General features: G+C 41.9%; 22 protein-coding genes. 10 read left to right on the top strand and 12 right to left on the bottom strand.

Annotated features, from left to right (window positions below):
- Window positions 1-16: 16 nt before the first annotated feature.
- Complete coding sequence (locus SWH54_05660; protein MDY6790738.1) at window positions 17-595, bottom strand: hypothetical protein; 579 nt, start codon at window positions 593-595, stop codon at window positions 17-19.
- A 318-nt stretch (window positions 596-913) separates the two neighbouring features.
- Window positions 914-3,121, bottom strand: coding sequence for an ATP-binding protein (locus tag SWH54_05655; GenBank protein ID MDY6790737.1), 2,208 nt, complete (start codon window positions 3,119-3,121; stop codon window positions 914-916).
- 90 nt (window positions 3,122-3,211) lie between these two features.
- Here SWH54_05655 and SWH54_05650 point away from each other — a divergent pair, with 90 nt between their 5' ends.
- Window positions 3,212-4,219, top strand: a complete 1,008-nt coding sequence (locus tag SWH54_05650; protein MDY6790736.1) for a WYL domain-containing protein — start codon at window positions 3,212-3,214, stop codon at window positions 4,217-4,219.
- A gap of 90 nt (window positions 4,220-4,309) precedes the next feature.
- Here the strand turns inward: SWH54_05650 and pyrF are convergent, their stop codons facing one another.
- Both pyrF and rfbB read right to left on the bottom strand, forming a co-directional pair.
- Entirely contained in the window at window positions 4,310-5,032 is a 723-nt protein-coding gene (gene pyrF / locus SWH54_05645; protein ID MDY6790735.1) for an orotidine-5'-phosphate decarboxylase, read from the bottom strand.
- Window positions 5,033-5,350: 318 nt separating this feature from the next.
- Window positions 5,351-6,400, bottom strand: a complete 1,050-nt coding sequence (gene rfbB, locus SWH54_05640; protein MDY6790734.1) for a dTDP-glucose 4,6-dehydratase — start codon at window positions 6,398-6,400, stop codon at window positions 5,351-5,353.
- A 298-nt stretch (window positions 6,401-6,698) separates the two neighbouring features.
- Between rfbB and selA the strand changes: the two genes are divergently transcribed.
- From selA to cobA, 6 genes are all read left to right on the top strand, one after another.
- On the top strand, window positions 6,699-8,120 hold the full coding sequence (selA, locus tag SWH54_05635; GenBank protein MDY6790733.1) for an L-seryl-tRNA(Sec) selenium transferase: 1,422 nt from the start codon (window positions 6,699-6,701) through the stop codon (window positions 8,118-8,120).
- A gap of 11 nt (window positions 8,121-8,131) precedes the next feature.
- Window positions 8,132-9,493, top strand: coding sequence for a tetratricopeptide repeat protein (locus SWH54_05630; GenBank protein MDY6790732.1), 1,362 nt, complete (start codon window positions 8,132-8,134; stop codon window positions 9,491-9,493).
- Window position 9,494: 1 nt separating this feature from the next.
- A complete protein-coding gene (locus SWH54_05625) occupies window positions 9,495-10,070 on the top strand; it encodes a D-sedoheptulose 7-phosphate isomerase (protein ID MDY6790731.1) in 576 nt (191 codons plus the stop codon).
- Between the two features lie 421 nt (window positions 10,071-10,491).
- Window positions 10,492-10,725: a zinc ribbon domain-containing protein gene (locus SWH54_05620; protein ID MDY6790730.1), complete on the top strand. Its 234-nt coding sequence runs from the start codon at window positions 10,492-10,494 to the stop codon at window positions 10,723-10,725.
- Window positions 10,725-11,660 (top strand): hydroxymethylbilane synthase, encoded by a 936-nt coding sequence (gene hemC, locus SWH54_05615; GenBank protein ID MDY6790729.1) that lies wholly within the window; start codon window positions 10,725-10,727, stop codon window positions 11,658-11,660. Before SWH54_05620 ends, hemC begins: the two co-directional genes overlap by 1 nt.
- Entirely contained in the window at window positions 11,650-13,182 is a 1,533-nt protein-coding gene (gene cobA / locus SWH54_05610) for a uroporphyrinogen-III C-methyltransferase (protein ID MDY6790728.1), read from the top strand. Before hemC ends, cobA begins: the two co-directional genes overlap by 11 nt.
- 4 nt (window positions 13,183-13,186) lie before the next feature.
- Here the strand turns inward: cobA and SWH54_05605 are convergent, their stop codons facing one another.
- Together SWH54_05605 and SWH54_05600 are read right to left on the bottom strand one after the other, a co-directional pair.
- The gene (locus SWH54_05605) at window positions 13,187-13,711 is read right to left on the bottom strand and encodes a permease (protein ID MDY6790727.1); all 525 of its coding nucleotides are present in this window, start codon (window positions 13,709-13,711) and stop codon (window positions 13,187-13,189) included.
- Entirely contained in the window at window positions 13,712-14,515 is an 804-nt protein-coding gene (locus SWH54_05600; GenBank protein MDY6790726.1) for a NifB/NifX family molybdenum-iron cluster-binding protein, read from the bottom strand. It lies immediately after the preceding gene.
- Between the two features lie 207 nt (window positions 14,516-14,722).
- Here SWH54_05600 and SWH54_05595 point away from each other — a divergent pair, with 207 nt between their 5' ends.
- The 3 genes from SWH54_05595 to moaA all read left to right on the top strand — a co-directional run bounded on the left by SWH54_05595 (window position 14,723) and on the right by moaA (window position 17,912).
- Window positions 14,723-15,880, top strand: a complete 1,158-nt coding sequence (locus SWH54_05595) for a M20/M25/M40 family metallo-hydrolase (GenBank protein MDY6790725.1) — start codon at window positions 14,723-14,725, stop codon at window positions 15,878-15,880.
- Window positions 15,873-16,847: a glucosyl-3-phosphoglycerate synthase gene (locus tag SWH54_05590; protein ID MDY6790724.1), complete on the top strand. Its 975-nt coding sequence runs from the start codon at window positions 15,873-15,875 to the stop codon at window positions 16,845-16,847. Before SWH54_05595 ends, SWH54_05590 begins: the two co-directional genes overlap by 8 nt.
- A gap of 72 nt (window positions 16,848-16,919) precedes the next feature.
- Entirely contained in the window at window positions 16,920-17,912 is a 993-nt protein-coding gene (gene moaA, locus SWH54_05585) for a GTP 3',8-cyclase MoaA (GenBank protein ID MDY6790723.1), read from the top strand.
- 412 nt (window positions 17,913-18,324) lie between these two features.
- On the opposite strand, the gene SWH54_05580 is transcribed toward moaA, so the two are convergent.
- The 6 genes from SWH54_05580 to SWH54_05555 all read right to left on the bottom strand — a co-directional run bounded on the left by SWH54_05580 (window position 18,325) and on the right by SWH54_05555 (window position 22,026).
- Complete coding sequence (locus SWH54_05580; protein ID MDY6790722.1) at window positions 18,325-18,801, bottom strand: PaaI family thioesterase; 477 nt, start codon at window positions 18,799-18,801, stop codon at window positions 18,325-18,327.
- Window positions 18,802-18,811: 10 nt separating this feature from the next.
- Window positions 18,812-19,282, bottom strand: a complete 471-nt coding sequence (locus tag SWH54_05575) for an ATPase P (protein MDY6790721.1) — start codon at window positions 19,280-19,282, stop codon at window positions 18,812-18,814.
- Between the two features lie 2 nt (window positions 19,283-19,284).
- Entirely contained in the window at window positions 19,285-19,839 is a 555-nt protein-coding gene (locus SWH54_05570) for a flavin reductase family protein (protein ID MDY6790720.1), read from the bottom strand.
- Window positions 19,840-19,950: 111 nt separating this feature from the next.
- Window positions 19,951-20,337, bottom strand: a complete 387-nt coding sequence (locus tag SWH54_05565; protein MDY6790719.1) for a HEPN domain-containing protein — start codon at window positions 20,335-20,337, stop codon at window positions 19,951-19,953.
- Window positions 20,334-20,654 carry a nucleotidyltransferase domain-containing protein gene (locus SWH54_05560; protein MDY6790718.1) on the bottom strand — a complete coding sequence of 107 codons (321 nt, stop codon included), beginning with the start codon at window positions 20,652-20,654 and terminating at the stop codon, window positions 20,334-20,336. The genes SWH54_05565 and SWH54_05560 overlap by 4 nt, the downstream gene beginning before the upstream one ends.
- An 835-nt stretch (window positions 20,655-21,489) precedes the next feature.
- A complete protein-coding gene (locus tag SWH54_05555) occupies window positions 21,490-22,026 on the bottom strand; it encodes a hypothetical protein (GenBank protein ID MDY6790717.1) in 537 nt (178 codons plus the stop codon).
- Window positions 22,027-22,141: the final 115 nt, after the last annotated feature.

Below are 22,141 nucleotides of genomic sequence, written 5' to 3'. Positions count from 1 at the left end.
CCTCCATGGCTTTAGGTTATATTAAAGGGTTTGAGTTTCTTTTTAGAATATGCAAGATATTTTTATTGTTTTCTTCACACCAGATCATTTCTTTAGCAAAAACTCTGATTGTTGGTCTCATTCCAAAAGTGACAGGCAAAATATCCCGAATCGTATCATACCATGCCCTTGTTTCATCTCTCGATGGTGGGTCATTATCATGCCTGTTTAATTCCTGACATCTGTTAAGCCATACCTTCCTGTCGTACCCAAGTTTTAACCCCCTGGGGTATCGTGACAATGTTAATGCTCTTGGACTGGTAAAATGTTGAGATTCATCAAATTCAACAATGCAATTCAAAGATTTAATGTAGTAGTCACAACCGGGCAGAGTTTTTCTACCTACAAACGCTTTGAATCCGCGATGATTTTGAAGGGCTTTGTAGATTTTTTCAAGAGATCGAGCGGTAGCCTTTGTAATTTGAGGAATGGAAAGGATTGCATCAATCCTACATGGCCAGCCGGATTTCCACTGTTCAGTCACTTCCACAAATTCTTTTGTTAAAGCTCTAAGAAAGGCGGTCTTGCACTTTTTACAGCTTTCTTTATGTGTCATTAGTTATTCCTTATAATTACATCTTTCAAGTAATGATAATATAATATTCTATAGTCTATATCGGCATAAATAATGAAAGCTTAAGTTTTAATAGGAACAGGATGACAATGCCTTGTTAAACATATTTCTGAAGCATTTTACCCAAACCCTGCTTGCTTTTTCTGCCAGCAAGCCGGGTTTTTATCAATTTTGCCTCATTCCCCAAAGAATAAAGCCCACACCTTTCAAAACTGACTCAAATGGTTACTATCTTCACGGTATCAAGGTTGTCGGTCTTTCTGAAAATTTATAGGTGTTTATTGCCATTCATATCTTCTCCTAAAAACCAATGGGTTTATCTCCTGACTGAATCTTTTTTATTCTATCTACTTCCTGTAAAGCCTGAACGAGATTTTCAGTACTGACATCTTCCGGTGAGTAGAATGAAAATCTATCCTTGATTATTTTAAAATCACCGGGGGCCAAGCAGGTTATCCTTTTTAAAAGTACTTCGTTTGCTTTGTCTAAGTGAGTTTTAGTTAGTGGAGACAAAAGCTTTTTATAAAATATGACATTTCCATCGGGTTCGAGATAATCAAAACCTATCTTATGATTGAATCTTCGTATTGACGCATCATCCAGAGCTTTTAGTCGATTTGTGGTGCAAATCAGGATTCCTTTAAATCTTTCCATCTGGGTTAAAAATTCGTTGGTAAAACTGATTTCCCAGGATTGGCGTGCACTGTCACGACTGAACAACATGGAGTCAGCCTCATCTATGATTAATATTGATTCTTCTGCCTCTGCCTCTTCAAATGCAGACTTAATGTTTTTTTCTCCCCCACCAACATACATGCTCTGGAGGTCACTGTAACGTTTGCAGATTATTTCCCTGTCAAGCCGGTCAGCGATATATCGTGCAAGTTCGCTCTTTCCGGTTCCGGGTGGGCCGTAAAACAGAAGGTTAAAGTTTAATCTTCTTTCATCTTTAGCATGTAGAAGATACCGGTTGAATTGTTCCAGTTGAACGAGCATTTCATTTATATTTCCATCGGTATTCAATCCATCAACAGTATAATTTTTCTCAACTTTATCTCTATTAACAGGTTCTCTGCCGGAATTTTTAAGGGCTTGATAAGACTCAAGGGATATCTTAACCGCTTTTTGTATATTCTTTTTTGAACCAGAATTTGTTTCAATGGCCTTTTTTACGGCAAGATCGATAGTCCCTGCATTAACGCTGTACTTCTTGGCAAAGTATTCTATATCCGGCCGGTTGAAATGGCGTTTGGCTTTATTAATACGAAGTATGCCATCCCACAGCTTAATGCGCTGGCGCATGTTAAAAGGCCTAAAATAAAGGCTGAAGGCAAAACGGCGCAATACCGAATCTTCAATATTATCTATACTGTTGGTTATCCAGATGACCCTTGCCCCCGGTTCTTCCAGAAAATGATTGAGCCACCCCTTATCCTGGGTTTCTCCCCGCATAAACCAGGAACCCATTGTATTTAGCATATTATCTGCTTCATCAACTATAATGAGTGATCCCTGACCGGTATTTGCCATGTTCATGCAGGCTACAAGTCCTGCCCTTCTACTTATAGATTCATTTTTAATTTCTCTTGCAATCTCATATGCCGGAATGCCGAGTTTATTTACAATTCCATGGGAGAAACTTGTTTTACCCGTGCCGGGGGGACCGTAAAACAGTATATGGGTCGGTAAGTTTTGCTTTTTTTCTAACAGCTTTAAAATATGAGCGGTTTTATCTTTATAGGTGGAGTGATAGCCAAGTGGGATAGTGCTGCTCTTTATTCGAAAATAAAGTTGGGTTGAAAAAGTTTTTGCAGATGGATTTTGTAATATGCATACAAAGTCATCATTGAGCTCAAAGTCATGGCGGTCAATATCGATAATGCCAATCTTATTGATCTTTTTCATAGAAGATGTAAGGCTATTATATGAAATCCTCAGGATATTAAGAAGATATTTTTGCCCGCGAAACTTGTTGCAATTAAGATAATCCTCAAAAAACGATTCGGGTTCATCAAAAGTTTTTAATAGAAAAAGAAAAGTGCAAAGTTCAATCTCGTTATCAGAGAGCTTAAACATTTTTCGAAAAGACGCTAAGTTCTTTTCTATTTCAGACATCCCTCTGTAGTTAAGGCTTTTAAACCTCTGATCCAGCAATTGTATGATGAAATTTTCAAATTTTCTAGAATCCTTTTTTTTGATTTTCTTTAGTACCTTGTCAACAGCATAAGCATAATCATCATGCTTTTCACCGGCATCATCAAATTCTTCTGAAAACATTTTTCGCTGGCTGCTCGACAACTGTGCAAAAAGGAATTTACCGATCTTTTTCATATCGTTTCCCAACGTCCAGCAAACCATTTGCAGTGTTTCATCATTAAAAGAATGATATCTGTTTAAATGCCTGGTTAAATATATGGCGCATTTTCTTAAAACAAAAAATTCATTCTTATCGGCTCCCATACGGCCGGGCGTAATACCTGAGGTTCTCCTTGGAATTCTTATTTCCATAAATAATCTCCTTTCGACTTGATTTGCCACATCATAGCATGCTAATATTCCATATAACGGAACGATAAAAATATTTTCCAGGAGGCAATAGTGCCCGAAAAAATAGACCCTTATAGAAGCTATGGCCAAAAACTGATCAGTCTTTTTGCGAAACTCTTGTTTTCAGGGAAAAGTCATTCACTCATAGAGCTTTCCAAGATGCTTAACTGCTCCAAGCAAACTGTCCTGCGCCTTGTTGGTGATATTCGAAGATCATACGGTGTTGATATTGAAGAAATGAAGGAGGGCAGAAAAAGGTTTTATAGAATCAAAAGATTGTCCGCTTCAAAACCCGTAATTAACCTGACGGATACAGAACTGAATGCTTTATATATGTGCAAGATTTTTGCCCAGCACCTGCTGGGACATGGATTTTTAGAAGAAGCGAATCGTGGCCTTGAAAAAAACCGGGCACTTTTTCCTGATGAAAAGCAAGGTTCCTTCAATCATTTTGCATCTTTTTATTCCGGCAGTATTGATTACACTTCCCATCACAAGACCATACTGCTGATAATTAATGCCATGGAGAATAAAAAGATATGCAAAATTACCTATAAGGCAATTATGTCGAAAAAGGCGAAGACATTTTATATTAAGCCGCTCAAGATATTTTCTCACCGTGATACGGTTTACCTCCATGCAAAAAAGGCCAGGACTCCGAAAAAACCTTATGATGACCCTGACTTTGATCCTTTATTGGCCATTCACAGGATTAGAAAAATTGAAACAACCGACAGGTTATTTACAATTCCCAAAGACTATGATTTTGAAAAGGTGTTTAATAAAAAATTTGGTGTCATAAAGGAAGAAGCATTTAGGGTAGAACTTGAATTTTCAGGCTGGGCTGCTGCCTATGTGTCTGAGCGGATCTGGAGCGCTGATCAAAAGATTGTTAAGAAACGAGATGGAAAAACAAGATTAACATTCAGCACATCATCAGAACCGGAGTTAATATCAAGTATGCTTTCCTTCGGGGATGAGGTCAAGGTGATTAAACCGAAATGGCTGGTGGATGAAATTAAAGAGGTCGTTAATAAAATGGAGCGGGTATATGAATAAAAAAGTCATTGTGTTCTTTTAATGAAATGGCGTTTCCATACCCAATTCTTTCCTTATTGATATTATAGTGACGCTTTGCTGAACGATGAATTACAATACTGCCTCGATTTCATCTGCAATACGAACGGCCGCTTCCCTTGGATCAGCTGCATCGCGAATGGGCCTTCCGATTACGAGATAATCCGATCCGTTTTGAATGGCAACGGCCGGAGTAGTGATGCGCTGCTGATCGTCCTTTTTCATGCTTTGCCACAATGGACGTATACCAGGGGTGACGGTAACAAAGTCTTTGCCCATTTTTGCTTTGATCAGTTCAGCTTCAAGCCCGGAACAGACCACACCCGCGCAACCTGCATTTTTTGCATTTACCGCCCTTTGCATTACCAGCCGGGAAATGTCCGTATAAAATTCTTCTTTAAAACCGGCCAAATGAATGTCTTCTCCTGACACACTGGTCAAAACGGTCACTGCCAGAATATCGACTTTCCCTCTGCCGCCTTCCACAGCCGCTGTGAGCATCTTGGTTGATTCTGAGCAATGAACGGTGGCAAATTTGACGCCGAGGTCCGCAATCCCTTCCATTGCGCGTAAAACCGTTATGGGTATGTCGTGCAGTTTCAGGTCCAAAAAAACGCCTGCGGTGCCTGAATCATGAATGAAATCTATAAGTTCAGGCCCTGAGCGTATAAACAGTTCCAGTCCGATTTTGAACATGCCAACTCTGTCTGAGAGCAGTTTAATATATTCTCTGGCTTTTCTTACAGATGGCAGATCCAGGGGGAAAATAATATAATCTTTAGGTTGTTTCATCATCAGCTCCTGATATTAATCGCTTTAACATGTTGTATTAGCATCATAAAATTGTGTTTTTTACGGCCAAAAAATTAAGACCAATCACGAAAACACGAAAGAGGGAAAGCACGAAATATAAGATTTCTATGTTTTTCTGATAAATCTCAACATTCGCAACCTAATGCCATTAACTTAAGCGATTTTTGATTATTGAACCGCAGAACACCGAACAAGGAATATCGAATTTCGAAGTGTTTTTCTTACTTCTGCGGTTGGATATTCCTTGTTCGATATTCGATATTCAAAACAGCTTTTTCTCGCACCCCGCAACCCGCCTCGTTATTCATATTGCTGATCAATCCATTTCAAATACTCTCCGGATTTGACCCTTTCCACCCAGCCTGTATTATTCAGGTACCATTTGACTGTCTTTTCGATTCCTGTTGCAAAAGATTCGTCCGGTTGCCAGCCCAGCTCATTTTTCAGTTTGGAAAAATCCATGGCATACCTTAAATCGTGACCCGGTCTGTCTTTGACAAAGCGTATCAAACGCCTTCGTGGTTTACCTGCCATGTCGACCTTAATCACATCCAGCATATCACATAATTGATTGACCACATCAATATTGCATATTTCGCAATTGCCGCCGATATTATATGTTTGTCCCCGCTTTCCTTTTTTCATGATTGCCCATACAGCCTTGCAGTGGTCTTTCACGTAAAGCCAATCCCTGATATTTTTCCCCTCGCCATATACGGGCAGGGATTTCCCATCCAGCGCATTGAGTGTCATCAGCGGTATGAGTTTTTCCGGAAACTGGTAGGGTCCGTAATTGTTGGAACAGTTGGATATGGTTACCGGCAGTCCGTAGGTTCTGCTGTAAGCCCGGACAAGGTGATCGGAAGCTGCCTTGGATGCACTGTAGGGGCTGCTTGGATCGTAACAGGTCTCCTCGGTAAAATAGCCGTCCGGCCCAAGCGAACCAAAGACCTCGTCTGTGCTGATATGATGAAAAAGGACCAGTCTGTCTTGGCAAGATCTGGCCTGTTCCAGCAGGTTGAAAGTACCTTCTATATTTGTTTTAATAAATGTATTCGGCGTTACAATGGATCTGTCCACGTGGGATTCTGCAGCAAAGTGACAGACGGCATCTATTTCATATTTTTTAAATACCGCTGACATTGCTTTGGCATCACATATATCGGCTTTTACAAAATAATAGCGCTTAGGATATTTTTGTTCGATTCCTTTAAGGTTTTCAGGATTACCGGCGTAGGTCAGTTTATCCACATTAATGATCCGTCCTGAATAACGGGTATCGGAAAACAGATAACGTATAAAATTGGCCCCGATAAACCCGCAGCCACCTGTTACCAGAAGATTTTTCATCGAACCTCCCCCCCAAAAAAATAAAACCAAAAACCGGGTGTTGCCTTCAGTCACTCCCGACAGGCCAATTCACGGCTTACCACTGCGTTTGAATCATTGCTTTTCGATTTCTAATTTTAAGCCGTGAAGGGCCTCTGAAATATTTACATAACTCAAAATCATTTATTCATAAAGCATTTTTATTGTCGATCTTCATCCTAAAAAAAATCTATTGAAATAATTTGCAATATAGTGGTATGGAGCTGTAATTTTCTTGTTTTTACCATTGAACATTATTTTCATGTCATCAGATATAAATATGGACTCAAACACTCAAAAACAGACCCTTTTGCAAAATTTACCCGGAGTTGATCACATCCTTGAAATGACTCAGGGGGAGTCTTTTTGGGAACATATTCCGAAAACCGTGGTGGTGTCTTCCATACGAACTGTGATTGAAGACCTGCGAAGAGGTATCCTTGATGGTGTTTTAGATGTAACTGAAAACAGCCTTTCTGACACCCGGATTCTCCAAGATGCTAGAAATCGTGCCAGCAAAATCATGACTCCCAAACTTTTACGCACCATCAATGGCACCGGGGTTATTGTACATACCAATCTTGGTCGTTCGCTACTTGCCGATGCGGCGGTGGGGAATCTCACTGCCATCTCCAATCGATATTCAAATCTCGAATTTGATCTGTCCCAAGGAAAACGCGGCTCAAGATACAGCTGCGTGGAAGACATTCTATGCGAAATCAGCGGTGCTGAAGCCGGCATGGTAGTCAATAACAATGCCGGAGCGGTTCTTTTATGTTTGGACACCATTGCCAGAGAGAAAAGGGTGATTGTATCTAGGGGAGAGCTGGTGGAAATCGGAGGTTCCTTTCGAATCCCGGATGTGATGGCCAAGAGTGGTGCCATTTTAACCGAAGTCGGAACCACCAACCGTACCCATCTTAAAGATTACGAAAATGCAGTGGAAAATAATACCGGCCTTTTTCTCAAAGTTCATAAAAGCAATTACAGTGTGGTCGGGTTTTCTTCCGAGGTCTCCCTGAAAGAGCTGGTCGATCTGGGCGCTAAATATCACATCCGGGTGATGGAAGATCTCGGCAGCGGAACATTTGTCGATTTTTCTAAATACGGCATGGTAAAGGAACCCACCGTGCAGGAATCTGTGATCACCGGAGCGGATGTCGTTACCTTCAGCGGTGATAAACTCCTTGGGGGACCCCAGGCCGGAATCATAGTGGGGAAAAAAGAAATTCTTGATCAGATAAAACAAAACCCCATCACCCGGGCGCTTCGCATAGATAAGCTGACCCTTGCTGCATTGGAAAGCACCTTAAGGCTGTACAGGGATGAAGAAAAAGCCGTAAAGGCCATTCCCACCCTTTGCATGCTGACTCTTCCTGTGGAAAAAATTGAAATAAAAGCAAACCAGCTTCTTCACATGCTGGAGAAAATAGAAGATCGGCGTTTAGATATCGAATTGATGAGTTTTTCTTCCAAGGCCGGGGGTGGTTCTCTTCCCCTTTTAAACCTTCCGAGCAAATGTTTAGGTATCCGGATAAAAGGAATTTCCCCAAACCGCATCGAAAAACATATGCGGGAAAATTCTCCCCCGATCATCGGAAGAATAGAAGAAGAAAGGTATATCATAGATCTCAGAACAATACTCGATGATGAACTTTCCATCATTGTAGACGCTTTCCAAAGCTTATTAGACAAAACCTGACCAGGAATCATATGATGACAACAGACCATGGGAGCCAGAGGAAAGGGTTGCGTCGCAAACGCAGCTTAACCGGGCAGTTTCTTTTTTCCAAAACATCTTCAGGACTTAAAGAGGATAAACCTGTCGAAGTGCCCGATGATTTTGATGAATTGGTAAAAGTATTCCCTGATATTAAAAGCCAAGATTCATTTATCGATCAATCGTTGGATGTACTGAAATCTTCACCGTCCTTTGGTGCCATGGTGATCCGCATTGATCAATTAAAACATAAAAAAAGGGATGTATCCCAAAAAGAATATATGAATCATGTACGGCTCGATGTGGCCGACGCAATCGGGTGGATATGTCGAAAAGAAAAAGGAATGTGGGGAGTGATTGATCGTGATTTTTTCGGGTGTTTTTTCCCTGAAAAAGACAAGTCCGCCTGTGTTAAACTTGCGGAAAAATGTAAAACAAAACTTTCCCAAAAAAGAGATGAAACCGTTACCATAGGAATTGCCGCGTATCCGACCTTAAGTTTCAAAAAGCACCAGATTCTTGAAAATGCCCGAAAAGCTTTTGATCACGCACTATTTTTTGGTCCGAACAGCACAGTATCTTTCGATGCAGTCAGTTTAAATATCAGTGGCGATAAACTGTATGATACAGGGGATATAAAAGGAGCGATAAAAGAATTCAACAAAGCACTTTTATTAGACCCGTCCAATGTGAATGTGCATAATAGCTTGGGCGTTTGCCATGGTATGCTTGGTCATTATAAAAAAGCACTCAAAGAATTCAAATCAGCCATTTTGCTGGATCCAAAGGATATTATGGCTTTACATAATGCCGGCCTGACATGCAAAATAACGGGCGACAAAACCAAAGCCTTTGAATACTTTCTCAGGGCAGACCGACTTGATAAAGATGTGTTTGAAGTCGCCTTTCAAACAGGAAGACTTTATGTCGAAGAAAAACAACCTGATAACGGATTGGAATATCTTGAAAAAGCAATTAAGCTCAAACCGGAATCCGCTTCTGCTTTTTCCAGCTTGGGCGAATGTTACGCATCTCTCGACATGATTGACCAGGCTTTTTCCGCCTATAAAAAAGCCATCAAACTGAATGCCAATGATGCGGACTCCCTTTCCGCTCTGGGCGTACTGTTTGATGCTCAAGGCGAAAATCTTGACATTTCCACCCTGTTTTGCCGGCAAAGCGTGGAAATATCACCGGAAAACGGTCTTTTTAGGTACAGGCTCGGCAAGCTTTATCAAAAGGCAAACAAAATTGAAGCTGCGTTAAAAGAATTTGAAGCCGCCAAAAAACTGGGGTACGACGCCATGCAGGAGATTAAACAAATCCAAAACATTGAAAATACCGGAACGTCGTGAAATGAAAGAAACCGTTTTATCAATATTGGAACAAAGTATTGATGTTAAAAGCATTTCCATTAAAAACAATGCCGACCGTATGGTTAAAGGTGCAGGTATGCTTGCAGAATGCATTACCTCGGGTCATAAAATTCTTATCTTTGGCAACGGCGGCAGTGCTGCAGATGCACAGCATATTGCAGCGGAATTTGTCAATCGATTCAAAATTGAAAGACCCCCCCTTGCCGCCATTGCGCTGACCTGTGACACATCTATAATTACCAGCATTGGAAACGATTATCACTTTGATGAAATATTTTCCAAGCAGATCAACGCACTGGGAAATAAAGATGACATTGCTATAGGAATCAGTACCAGCGGTAACTCAAAAAACGTAATCAAAGCATTACAGGCCGCAAAAAAAATCGGTCTGTTTACCATCGGAATGACAGGCCGAAGTGGTAAACTGGCTGCATACGCCGATCTTTTATTAACCGTTGAATCAGACGTTACCGCCAGAGTTCAGGAAACTCACATTGTAATGGGACATATTTTATGCGAGCTGGTCGATCGCATTCTTTTTCCGGAACAATTTTAATGGCGTCGTAGCAGGTTACCCCCAATGCGTTGCAGCGGTTTTTCAGCCACTCGGCATACCGCACGTATTGTCTCGTCCCGGAAAAACTATCGCACCTTGTAACTGAGACCCAATGCTCTGCTGGCCGCGCAGTATGCCTTTTTGCCAGGGTTTCAGTATAAGAACAGTTTTTCATCTATTTTCTTACAAGATTCAGCAAATAATAAGCTTGACCTTTCAGGCTTTCATGCTTATTAAATCTGATATATCGATAAAAGCCATGAACGTCAAACGGACGTTCGACATCGAATATTAAATAAGGTATTCTACCCACTTACAAGATAGCGAAACGATTTCATCATTCGATGTTCTCCAAACGATTTGTTTGGCTAAAAAAACATACAAAATATTTGCAACGGCAAGATCTCAAGGAGTTATCCAAATGCCCATCTATGAATATCATTGCAAAAACTGCGATCATAATTTTGAATGCCTTGTGTTCGGCTCTGAAAAACCGGATTGTCCTTCGTGCAGCAGTAAAAATGTGTTGAGGCTGATGTCCGCCTGCGGCTTTGTCAGCAAGGGAAGCGGTGGAGAAACCGTCTCTTCTTCCGCCTCTTCATCGGCTTGCAGTGGGTGCGCGGCAACAAGCTGCTCGAGCTGTAGCAGCCAGTAATGCAAGGATCCAACATTAAAATAGGCACCAGAGGAAGCCAGCTGGCTCTCTGGCAGGCTAACTGGATTAAGACCGAGCTTAATAAAAATTTCCCTTCTCTTTCAATCGAGATTGTTGTCATTAAAACAAAAGGGGACAAAATCCTCGATGTTCCTCTGGCCAAAGTCGGCGGCAAAGGACTTTTTGTCAAAGAAATCGAAGAAGCACTTTTAGACAGACGTATTGATATTGCCGTTCACAGTATGAAAGACATGCCGGCAGATTTGCCCGAGGGCCTTTGTATCGGACCGGTTCCCCAGAGGGAAATCCCTGCGGATGTTCTGATCTCCCAAAACGGACTCCTGCTTTCCGAACTTAAACCCCAGGCGCGTATCGGTACAAGCAGTCTAAGACGCGCTGCCCAGATCAGGCACGCAAAACCGAACTGTACTATACTTCCCCTAAGGGGAAATCTTGACACACGCCTAAAGAAACTTGAAACAACCGATCTGGATGCCATTGTTTTGGCAGCAGCAGGCGTAAAACGCCTCAATCTGGCAACAAGGATCACCCAATATCTGGATTATGAAATTGTGCTGCCGGCAGTTGGCCAGGGCGCTTTGTGTATTGAAATCAGGAAGCACGATGTTGAAATTGAAAAGCTGGTATCAAAATTGAACCATCCAAAGACACGTGCGGAGGTGATGGGAGAGCGGGCATTTTTACGTACGCTGGGAGGAAGTTGCCAGGTGCCTGTGGCCGCTTACGGAAAAATAAGCCAAAACAGTTTTACGCTGTTGGGACTGGTCGCAGATGTTGAGGGGAAAAATATAATTAAGCAAAGCATCGCCGGACCAAAAGGAACATCGGAAAATTTAGGAATAAAGCTTGCACAACGCCTTCTTTTAATGGGGGCAGATACAATACTGGAAAAGCTGAAAGCAAATGAACCATAAAGAATTAGCAGGGAAAGTTTATCTTGTTGGCGCCGGACCCGGTGATCCCGGTCTGATCACCGTAAAGGGACTCCAATGCATCTCCATGGCAGATGTGATCATTTATGATTACCTGGCATCCCCCTTTCTATTGAAGCACGCCTCGAAGAATGCTGAAGTCATCTATGTGGGAAAAAAGGGGGGAGATCATACCCTGTCCCAGGAAAAGATAAATACCCTTATCGTTGAAAAGGCAAAAACTGGTGCAACCGTTACCCGGCTCAAAGGCGGTGATCCGTTTATTTTCGGAAGGGGAGGAGAAGAAGTTCAGGTCCTGGTAGAAAATAATATAAATTTCGAAATCGTACCCGGGGTGACTTCGGCCATTGCAGCCCCGGCTTATGCAGGGATACCCCTGACGCACAGAAAATTTACCTCCACTCTGGCTTTTATTACCGGCCATGAAGATCCGAACAAGACCCAATCAAATATTGACTGGGCCTCCATCTCAAAGGGCATCGGAACGCTGGTGTTTTTGATGGGAATAAAAAATCTGCCCAACATTACTGAAAAACTCATTGAAAATGGAAGGTCTCCTGCAACACCAGTGGCACTGGTCCGTTGGGGAACAACACCGAAGCAGGTGACTGTGACCGGCACACTCGACACCATTGTCCGTCAGGCAGATGAAGCCGGTATGAAGGCGCCTGCAGTCATTATTGTGGGTGATGTCGTCCATCTACGGGAAACGATGAAGTGGTTTGAAACCCGACCATTAATGGGGAAAAAAATCGTGGTCACACGGGCCCGTGAACAGGCAAGCGACCTTACCGGTCTTCTGACCGGTCTTGGCGCCGAATGCCTGGAATGTCCGACCATTCAAATCCAGCCTCCTGACGACCTTAAGCCCCTGGACCGGGCAATTAAAAATCTTTCGCGTTATGACTGGTTGATATTTACCAGCGTAAACGGTGTAAAGTTTTTCTTTGAAAGACTTTTTGCCACCGGCATGGATGTCCGCGCGATTCACCATTTACAAACCGCAACCATCGGTCCTGCCACCGCAGAAAAACTCTTCGATTTTGGCTTGAACAGTGATATTATTCCTCAAACATACAGGGCGGAGTCTATCATTGAAGCCTTTGCTAAAAAACAGGTCAGCGGGAAAAAAATACTCCTGCCTCGTGCCAAGGAAGCCAGACCGATCCTGCCTGTTGAACTTGGAAAAATGGGTGCCGTTGTGGATGAAGTTACCGCCTATTGTACCCAAAAAGTTCCTCAAAGCGCGGATCTTGTATTAACAGAGCTTCAGCAAAAGAATATAGATCTGATCACTTTTACCAGTTCATCCACAGTAAAAAATTTCAGGGAACTTTTGCCTGGTAAAAATTTTAAAACCCTTTTAGCGGGTGTGACCATCGCAGCTATCGGCCCCATCACTGCACAAACAGCTGAAGAATTAGGATTTGACGTTCACATCGTGGCAAAATCATTCACCATTGAAGGACTGTGCGAAGCCATTTGTGAACATTATAAAAATTGAGGGACTAATCTCTAGTAACAACGCCTGTAATATACCCGGCAACCATGGTGCCGGTCACCGTAACCAGGGTGAGCACTATCACATATCCGATTCCAAAATAAGAGATCATTACCGGCAGAAGAAACGGCTTTATGGCCCGGGCGTTTATAAAAATGGCCGTTAAGGAATTTGTCGCTCCTTTTTTACGCAAGTCTCTTAAAAGGGGGTACCATGCATAGACCGGTCCCATGGAAATGATCCCTGCCGCTGCTGAAAGCATAATCCCTTTAATACCTGACTTTTTCCCGAAAAATTTTACAATATATGCAGGCTTTAAAAAAAGGTTAAAAACCACCAAAAGAATGAAAACAAAGCCAAAGGGTATCATTATATTAAGAAATATCTTTCCGCTGCTGTTAAAAGCGGCAATTGCTTTTTCCGGCCTAACGGCAAAAAGTAATCCGTAAACCATCAGCATCAAAACCGGGAATAGAATCAACCGAAAGATACGTTTTTCCCATGCAATGTTCTGCAATTTCTTTCTGTTCACTTAAAGTGATACTCCTATGAAGTTGAAAGCCATTACCGTTACGCCAGCTATAGCGATAGACATAAAAAAGGACACGATATTTCTGATCACGGCAAACTTTCTGCCCAAAGCGGATATCTCCGTAGGTATTTGCACCAAACCCACGGTTACCCATGCCACGATAACCGCAGTCACTGCAAACAGGCTGATGCCATATTCCAGCATCTGGCCGCCTATGACATAACTGTTTACAGGATTCCCGGCGAAAATACTGCCGAGACACGCGCCCCAAAGAGTGTCAAAAACTGCATTTCCGGAAAAAAACAAAGATAAGAGATCGGTTGACATGAGAACATTAAGCAAGCCGATGAGCAATACAACGCCTGTTAGTGTCGGTAGAATGCTGAAAAACTGTTTGACTGAGCTTTTAAATGCTGAAGTCAGGGCTGCTTTACGGTTACCACTGCCCCATGCATCTGATTGGTGATTAACTTCTGTAATATTTTTCAACTCGTTGTTTTTATATTTTGTCACTGCCTCGTAAACATTGCCGCTCACATCGGTGACTACCTGGATCCCATTTTTAGTGAGGTGACCCATGGCGGTTGGGCTGCAGTACCCCGTCAAAACGGTGTCAACCTTTTTGCTGACCACCAGCACAATCGCCTGCACACCTGAACCGCTGATACTTGAAGCACCAGGGTTCGGCACAGACTCAAAACCCATGGTTTCTTTATCAACAATGACAAAGTATTTTGAGGTTCCGAATCTTTGTCCTACCTTGGATTCCGGATAAGGTTCCTCAGCCGATACTGCGATTTTCAACAATCCCTCCAGGTTCAATGTTGAAGCCGGGGTTTAAAGGCTTCCCGGAAAAAGCCGGACTAACGGTAAGCCGTTTTGTTCTATCTTTTGTCTGCCTACTTCAACCATAAAGTTGTAAAGAATTCAAAGTAAAAAGTATTAAAGTAAAGATATGTTGACCTTACGCTGCTTTTTAGTGTATCAAATACAGTTGGAAAATAAAGCGCTATGAATAACTACCTTGAAAAATTGCCGTCATTTGTCGATACAATTGCGTCCATAAAAGAGACGGTTATTGCCAATATAGTATTAATCGGCCAAATTCCTGCCCCTACGTTTAAAGAAAAAAGACGTTCAGGAATTTTTTTGGACAGGCTGGCCGAGTGCCGGGTTGATGAATGTACCACCGATGGTTATAGAAACCCAATCGGAATCGTCAGGGGAACCTCAAGCTCCAAACCTCCTATTTTTCTTACCGCACACATTGATACTATTTTTGACAAAGAGGTGGATCACAATTTTATGGTAAAGGAAAATTTGATTACCGGGCCGGGAGTTTCTGACAACTCGGTCGGAGTGGGGGTCCTTATTTCCCTTCCTGAAATTCTGCGTAAACTCAACATACAGTTTCAATCGGATTTAATACTGGCCGGAGTAATTCAATCCATAGGAAAGGGCAATCTGAGAGGTGTTCGTCACCTGGTCAAGACATGGCCGACTCCGATAAGAGGGGCGATCTGTATTGAGGGGGTTGAGCTTGGCAGGCTCAACTATTATTCCGACGGGATGGTAAGATGTGAGGTGGAATGCAACATCTCTGCTTTAAATGGTACCAAACACAAGTTCAAACCAAATGCAATATTGGTGTTAAACGAAGTGATTAACCAGATATTAACATTGCGCCTGCCCCAGAGACCGCGATCAAGGGTCATCATCGGGAAAGTGTCCGGGGGTTCAAAACATGGAGACATTGCCCTTGAAGCGAAATTGGGATTTGAGATACAAAGTGATTCTGATAAAATGGTAAAATTGATCTTCAATGATATCAAAGATATCATCGAAGCCATCAGCCATGAATACGAAGTAGGGCTGGCTTTAAAAACCATCAGTAATCTCAAAGCGTCCACGCTGACCTATAACCATCCCCTGGTAAAAAGCACCAGGAAAGTGATGAATGAACTGGAAATTCATCCGGCGGGAGGCCCGAGTGAGTCCGAGGTTTCAATTTTTCTCTCCCGCAAAATACCGGCCATTACTTTGGGAATTACCAATGGTGAAAATTATCATCAGAAAAATGCGCAGGTAAAAATTGCTCCCATGTTCAAAGGGATTGCACAGATCATTGGGGTAATTATGGCCATGGACAGCGGGGTGTGTGATGAATGATAGCTGGCTAAAAAAAAACACGTTTCATTATTCTGATTTTTCGGATATAAGGCGCCTGGTTGAAAAAAAAAAGAAAAGGAATATCTCGATATCTCTGTGTCTGCCCACCCTTAATGAAGAAAAAACCATTGCCAAAGAAATAGTGATTATGAAGTCGGAGCTCATGACTCGTCATCCGCTCTTAGATGAAATTGTGGTTATAGATTCCGGTTCAAAAGATAACACACGGGAAATTGCAAAATCTTTTGGTGCAGATGTGTATGAGGCCGACAGTATTTTGCCGGGCCTTGAAAAATTTAAAGGGAAAGGCGAGAACCTCTGGAAGGCCCTTTATGTGACCAAAGGAGATATTATTGTTTATGTTGATTCGGACATTAAAAACATTCACCACCGGTTTGTATACGGGCTCATCGGCCCTCTTCTTCATTATGATGGTATTAAATACACCAAGGCTTTTTACGACAGGCCCATTGCCATCGGAAAAAGTAAGATCAGGCCCACCGGTGGCGGCAGAGTGACGGAGCTTGTTATCCGGCCCCTGTTTTCACTTTTTTTCCCTGAACTAACCCAGATATTACAGCCCCTGTCAGGTGAGTATGCCGGTTTCAGAGAAATATATGAAAAAATACCTTTTCCCATCGGATATGGGGTCGAAACCAGCATGATCCTTGATATTTATGAAAAATGGGGGCTTGATGTGATCGCACAGGTGGATCTGGAAAAGCGGGTTCACCGAAACCAGGACACCAAAGCTTTGGGGAAAATGGCGTTTGTTATTCTTAAAACATTTATCAAACGGGTGGAAAAACTAAAACTAATCGATTTGAAAAAAGATATTTTTTCCGAAATGATTCAGTATAATCTGGTTAAAAATAAAATTAAACCCGACAAGCTGGAAATTGAAGGTTTTGAAAGACCTCCGATGAAAACCATCGCTGAATATCGTGAAAAATTCAATATCGGCTAAAAGAAAGATGAAAGGCAGAAGGCTTCAAGACAGAAAAAAATAAAAATACTGTACCTGTAAGAATGGAATAAAATGCTTAAACAAAAATTAATCGATAAATATAATCGGCATCTTAACTATCTTCGCATATCTATTACCGACCGATGTAATCTGCAATGTATGTATTGCATGCCTCCCGGTTTTATCCCCAGACTTTCCCATAACGAAATATTGCGCTATGAAGAAATTATAAGAATTATTAAGGTAGGCATTGGCCTTGGAATTTCCAAAATTAGAATTACAGGAGGCGAACCTCTTGTCAGAAAAGGCGTTTATGAATTTCTTGAACAATTGGCCCATATGGATGGACTTCGGGATATCGCTTTGACAACCAACGGTGTTTCTCTCAAAGGTAATATTGAAAAAATCAAAACCGCAGGAATAAAACGGATCAATATCAGTCTCGATACATTGATCAGAAGCAGATATAAGGAAATCACCGGGCATGACAGATTTGACCAGGTCTGGGAAGGCATACAGCTTGCCCATAAGACCGGTTTTGATCCGATTAAACTGAATATGGTGGCCTTAAGCGGGGTGAATGATGATGAGTTGGCAGATTTTGCCAGGCTGTCATTTTCCTATCCCTTTCATGTCCGATTTATCGAATATATGCCCATAGGAAAATCCCGTATGAAATACGGCCCCCTGTTACTTGTACCTGAAATAAAAAAACGCATCAGCACCATCGGGAAACTGATTCCGGTTAAAAACAGCATAAATGACGGTCCTGCAGAGCGTTACAAATTTGAAGGGGCAATGGGTGAAGTAGGATTTATCGGTGCCTTGAGCCATCACTTCTGCAACAGGTGCAACCGACTCAGATTAACTGCCAGCGGACAACTCAGGCCCTGCCTTTTATCAGACCATCACGAAGATTTAAAGGGTCCGTTAAGAAAAGGATGTTCCGATGATGAACTGGCCGAGATTTTCCTCACAGCTGTGCGCCACAAACCTTCCGACCACAACCTTTCAATCAACAAGCCGGCAGAGGTTTTAAGCCAGATGTCTTCCATTGGGGGATGATTGGCAATGAGACCTTGGAAAAATGCTCAATTTTGTTTAAGTTCAAGGAAGGCGAAAAATTTAACCGCAGGAATATGTTGAATATTTCGAGGATTAAAATTTGAGCCTGACACAGAAATTGGGCAAAAGGGAGTGTTTTTCCAAGGTCTCACAGAAAAAAAAGGCCTGGACCGTATCAGTGGGAGGCTACATTTACTCGCACAAAACTATGGTATACGGCCCAGGCTGATATTTTAATGTAAAGCGCCGGGGAAAGTCCTATCCTCTAAGGCAAAACCCGAAATATAGGTTTAAACCAATTATTGCAGCATTTAGCACCCTGAAAACAACTAATCAATACTTTTTTTTAAAAAAAGTGATTTTTTTTGGGCATGTTATATTTTCAAATAAGCGGATTCCCTCGGGCCGGAATTCATTCTTCTTTTTCGATAAATTTTGGGGGAAAAACAAATTTTGTCGTCATTTTTAATTCAGGCATGATCATCAGGGTTGAGGCTCCGTGGGCAATTATGCGGTCATCTTCGGTATTGACCTGAGCTTCTGCATAGCACAACTTCCCTCCCACCTTAATCTGCCGGCCTCTGGCAATTAGCTTTCCGGAGGTTGCCGGCGCAAGGTAATTCAGTTTCAGGTCAACCGATGTGAGCCAGGCATCATGATTTTCTATTCCATAATAGACTGCCCAGAAGGCAACGGTATCGATCATCGACGCCAAAACGCCGCCGTGGACCGCTCCCAAAAGCTGCATATGCTTTTTTTTCGTATCAATTTCAATCACCGCAGATCCAATGTCCAGATCTACCAGCTTCATAGAAAGCAGCGAAGGGTAGGGAGATATATTGACCAGGTCACAAATTGATTTGACATGTTCCGGATTCGGTTTTTTCATGTTATCATTCCTAAGACCGCAATGTCGCCGTCAACCTCAGCGGATTTATTAAAAGCTCCAGTGCCGAGACTATACTGGTACAAACCACATCTGCTGAAACCAGTGTGGCCAGGGCAACACCTTCCTCCAGAACCACCGCAATACCCAGGGCTGCTTCTTTCAGCATGAGCCTGTCGTTACGGCCGTTTCCGATGCAAACCGTGTTTTCGCATCCAAGACCTTTTACATAATCAAGCTTGCCCACGTCCTGATTTTCTGTGGGAAGGATTGACAAATCGCATGGAATCCCTTCAAGTTGAGCAGCGGCCTTACCGAACGTATCGGCGGTCAGGACATGAATCTGTAAATCACTCGCCAGTTTTTCCAGGCATTCCTTAACCCCTTGAATCAGTATTCCATCGCAGGCAAGGGTGCCGTTATAATCCAGTACCAGGTGGTTAAGCTGCAGAGTCCGGTACCCCGGAACTTCGATTTCTATCATGTCTACTCCTTTCCCATGTGAAATGCCTTGCCTATCACTTCTCCCAGTCGCTGGTATTGTGCCGTTCCGGTGGAATAGACCAGGGGATCTATCTTGGCGGCATCTGCATTTCCCTCAGTTAAGCAATTGTCATTTATATGGGTTTCCATGATTTCACCCACCACCAGGGTATGACTTCCGAGATGAATGGAATGAATCACTTTGCATTCAAGGTTGACCGGGCATTCTTCGATAAGCGGGGCGGTCTTTAAATCTCCGTAGTAGACCTGAAATATTTTAGACTTATCTTTCTTTTTCCCTGAATAGATACCACAAAAGTCGACTTTTTTTGCCAAGTCAGCAGACGGAACATTAATGGAAAAGCTTTGGTTTGCTTCTATGCCTTTCATGGTAAACCGGATCTCCCGAATGGCCACAGCAAGAGCAGGCGGTTGGTGCGAAGCGATGCCGCACCATGCTGCGGTCATAAAATTGGGCTTCCCGCCTACTGTTGATCCCACCAGCACAGCGGGCATGGGAAAAAGCAGCGTCTGGGGCCCGAGTTTTATTTTTTTCATTTTTTTTTCTCCTTATAATCGATTCAATTTTGATGGTGCTGTAAAAAGTCTCATCTACTATGTTTTAACGGTTTTTTTAAACCCGCTGATTTTTAGCGAGGGTATATGAGATTACAACAATACTTTGATTGTTTTGATAAATTCCTTCATTTCATCGAAGGAATTCTTGACATCCTTTTCGTCAAACTCTGCAAAATCATCATAATCTCCCGTAGACCTATTATTATAAGCATTGTGCAGTATCCTGCCATATCTTCGGTCAATCTCACCGGAGGAGATGAACTCCTTGTTGAACCAACCGATCAGTTGTTGGTGTTTTGAGGTAGAAAAGTCATATCTTAAGGAAAGAGCTGATAGTATATAGAACATTCCATAGTATATTCTATTAACTGCCAGAAGAAGCTTTTTGTTCTTGATCAAAAATGAGACTTCTTCAATGGTATCCATTGCTCTTGCAATTCTATGTTCAATTAGCGCATTTTTCTCATCACCTTTCATACCACCACCCCCTCTTGCAGAGCATATTGGACAAAAGGCTGTTTTCCTTTCAAACTTTTCAACTCCGGTTCGGAAATAATTTTTACATCTGTCAAGATGTTATACTTGAGGTCGGAAACATAAACTTCATCTAAGATTTTTCTTCGCTGCTGCCAAGAAATAGGAAGATTTACTATGATAAGTATATCGTAGTCGGAAAATTCAACTGCTTTTCCTGTGGCCTGAGAGCCAAACAGTATTACCTTTGAGATAAAGCTAAATTTCCTTTGCAATCTCTCTTTTAACTCTTTCATGATCACGACATTTTCCTGGTTCATAATCGTTCCTTACCCTCTCTGAAAACTCATCTCTATTCCATTCCTTAACGGCATATGCAGTTATTGAATTACTTTCCTTACCTGTAATATATTCATTTTAAAATCAAGTACTTTTTGCGATGATTCACTATTTTATATAAACGTTATGAAATATCAACAATGATGATAAAACATAATTTACCGTCTAAAAAGAATGTACGTGTTCACGGAACGCGGAAATTAGACATTGGAAATTTATCCTTCATTCCTTAAGTTTTTATTGTGGTTGTCAAAAAAACGTTCCGTTATCGAAACGTTTTTTTCTACAACCACTTATACCGCAATTCCATATTTCGGAACATATTTATGGCAAGCGGTATATACGTATTTTATATGACAATTGGTCATAAAACAACCTTGTCTTTTATGACAATTGTTCATAAGCCATGGGGCTTTTCCTTAAAGAATATCTCGGAATACCGCTTGGTATCCGATATTCAATGCACGAATTGTCATATTTTGATCAAATATTATCTATTTCACTATACATGATTAGTCAGTCACTGCGCCTGGTTCAAAGTTGTATTAACAAGAAAAAATGATGCCTACCTTTGATGGGTGAACGCTTTTCTCTGTAATCACCAAAGAGAAAATAAGCTTCAATACGATCAGCAAGCAAGGCAACACATAACTGATAAAATTGAAATGATTCCACTATTCATTTCTTATCTCTTTCATCGTTATCGCCGGGCATGAGGGGCTCTTTTTCTTGACTTGAATCCAGTGTTAAGTGAGTATTAATCTGTCTTGCGATTATGCAAAAAGTAAATATAGGTTGGAGGGACACTTAAATGAATTAAACGGGCTTTGAATAACCGCCTCCCAAAACCGAAAACAAAATTGTAAGAATGATCGCTTGAATGACCCAACCAATCATACAGACGCCTACTGCTCGTAATGTACTCCGATAATCCAGAGCTTGCCTAACAGCAATAACCATGGCCACCAACATCCAAACTGAAGTGATCATAAAAATGATTCCGCCTATTCCGGGTATAATAGCCAATATCCTGAGCAATCCCGGAGAACTGGAAAATCCAATGGTTCGCAATAGTTCACCATGATCGGCTTTGGTCTGCGGTTCAGGAAGGATTTTAGTACCGATAAAATATGTAATATAGGCCCAAACATACCATGCGATAAGAGCTGTGATTGCACCGATAATGACTCCTTTTATACCTATCGATCCTATGCTGCCTATCCCGGCTGCTATACTGGAGAGCACAACAACTCCCATAGCCTGACTCATCGAACCTTTATCAGCCTCAACTTCTTCATATAAGTTAACATCAAGCTTGGCAGCTCTGATAATTCGATCTAAATATATTTGCATTTTTACCTCCAACATTGATGGCGTCGTAGAAAGTCCCATCTACTGCGCCTTTTTATCCCGCTGGTTTTTAGCGGGGGTATATGAAACTTTCTACTTAGCCATCGGTGATAATTAC

This window comes from Thermodesulfobacteriota bacterium (assembly GCA_034189135.1).
Taxonomy (GTDB): domain Bacteria; phylum Desulfobacterota; class Desulfobacteria; order Desulfobacterales; family JAUWMJ01; genus JAUWMJ01.
The sequence above is the reverse complement of the archived record's forward strand: the minus strand, read 5'-3'. Positions and strand labels throughout refer to the sequence as shown.

Excerpts from the sequence above, each read along its gene's own strand:
- SWH54_05620 (MDY6790730.1), top strand. The coding sequence starts at position 10,492 with ATGCCCATCTATGAATATCATTGCAAAAACTGCGATCATAATTTTGAA.
- rfbB (MDY6790734.1), bottom strand. The coding sequence starts at position 6,400 with ATGAAAAATCTTCTGGTAACAGGTGGCTGCGGGTTTATCGGGGCCAAT.
- SWH54_05590 (MDY6790724.1), top strand. The coding sequence starts at position 15,873 with ATGAATGATAGCTGGCTAAAAAAAAACACGTTTCATTATTCTGATTTT.
- pyrF (MDY6790735.1), bottom strand. The coding sequence starts at position 5,032 with ATGATGAAACAACCTAAAGATTATATTATTTTCCCCCTGGATCTGCCA.
- SWH54_05580 (MDY6790722.1), bottom strand. The coding sequence starts at position 18,801 with ATGAAAAAACCGAATCCGGAACATGTCAAATCAATTTGTGACCTGGTC.
- SWH54_05660 (MDY6790738.1), bottom strand. The coding sequence starts at position 595 with ATGACACATAAAGAAAGCTGTAAAAAGTGCAAGACCGCCTTTCTTAGA.
- SWH54_05575 (MDY6790721.1), bottom strand. The coding sequence starts at position 19,282 with ATGATAGAAATCGAAGTTCCGGGGTACCGGACTCTGCAGCTTAACCAC.
- SWH54_05555 (MDY6790717.1), bottom strand. The coding sequence starts at position 22,026 with ATGCAAATATATTTAGATCGAATTATCAGAGCTGCCAAGCTTGATGTT.
- SWH54_05565 (MDY6790719.1), bottom strand. The coding sequence starts at position 20,337 with ATGAAAGGTGATGAGAAAAATGCGCTAATTGAACATAGAATTGCAAGA.
- SWH54_05625 (MDY6790731.1), top strand. The coding sequence starts at position 9,495 with ATGAAAGAAACCGTTTTATCAATATTGGAACAAAGTATTGATGTTAAA.
- SWH54_05630 (MDY6790732.1), top strand. The coding sequence starts at position 8,132 with ATGATGACAACAGACCATGGGAGCCAGAGGAAAGGGTTGCGTCGCAAA.
- hemC (MDY6790729.1), top strand. The coding sequence starts at position 10,725 with ATGCAAGGATCCAACATTAAAATAGGCACCAGAGGAAGCCAGCTGGCT.
- SWH54_05595 (MDY6790725.1), top strand. The coding sequence starts at position 14,723 with ATGAATAACTACCTTGAAAAATTGCCGTCATTTGTCGATACAATTGCG.
- SWH54_05560 (MDY6790718.1), bottom strand. The coding sequence starts at position 20,654 with ATGAACCAGGAAAATGTCGTGATCATGAAAGAGTTAAAAGAGAGATTG.
- SWH54_05570 (MDY6790720.1), bottom strand. The coding sequence starts at position 19,839 with ATGAAAAAAATAAAACTCGGGCCCCAGACGCTGCTTTTTCCCATGCCC.
- cobA (MDY6790728.1), top strand. The coding sequence starts at position 11,650 with ATGAACCATAAAGAATTAGCAGGGAAAGTTTATCTTGTTGGCGCCGGA.
- moaA (MDY6790723.1), top strand. The coding sequence starts at position 16,920 with ATGCTTAAACAAAAATTAATCGATAAATATAATCGGCATCTTAACTAT.
- SWH54_05655 (MDY6790737.1), bottom strand. The coding sequence starts at position 3,121 with ATGGAAATAAGAATTCCAAGGAGAACCTCAGGTATTACGCCCGGCCGT.
- selA (MDY6790733.1), top strand. The coding sequence starts at position 6,699 with ATGGACTCAAACACTCAAAAACAGACCCTTTTGCAAAATTTACCCGGA.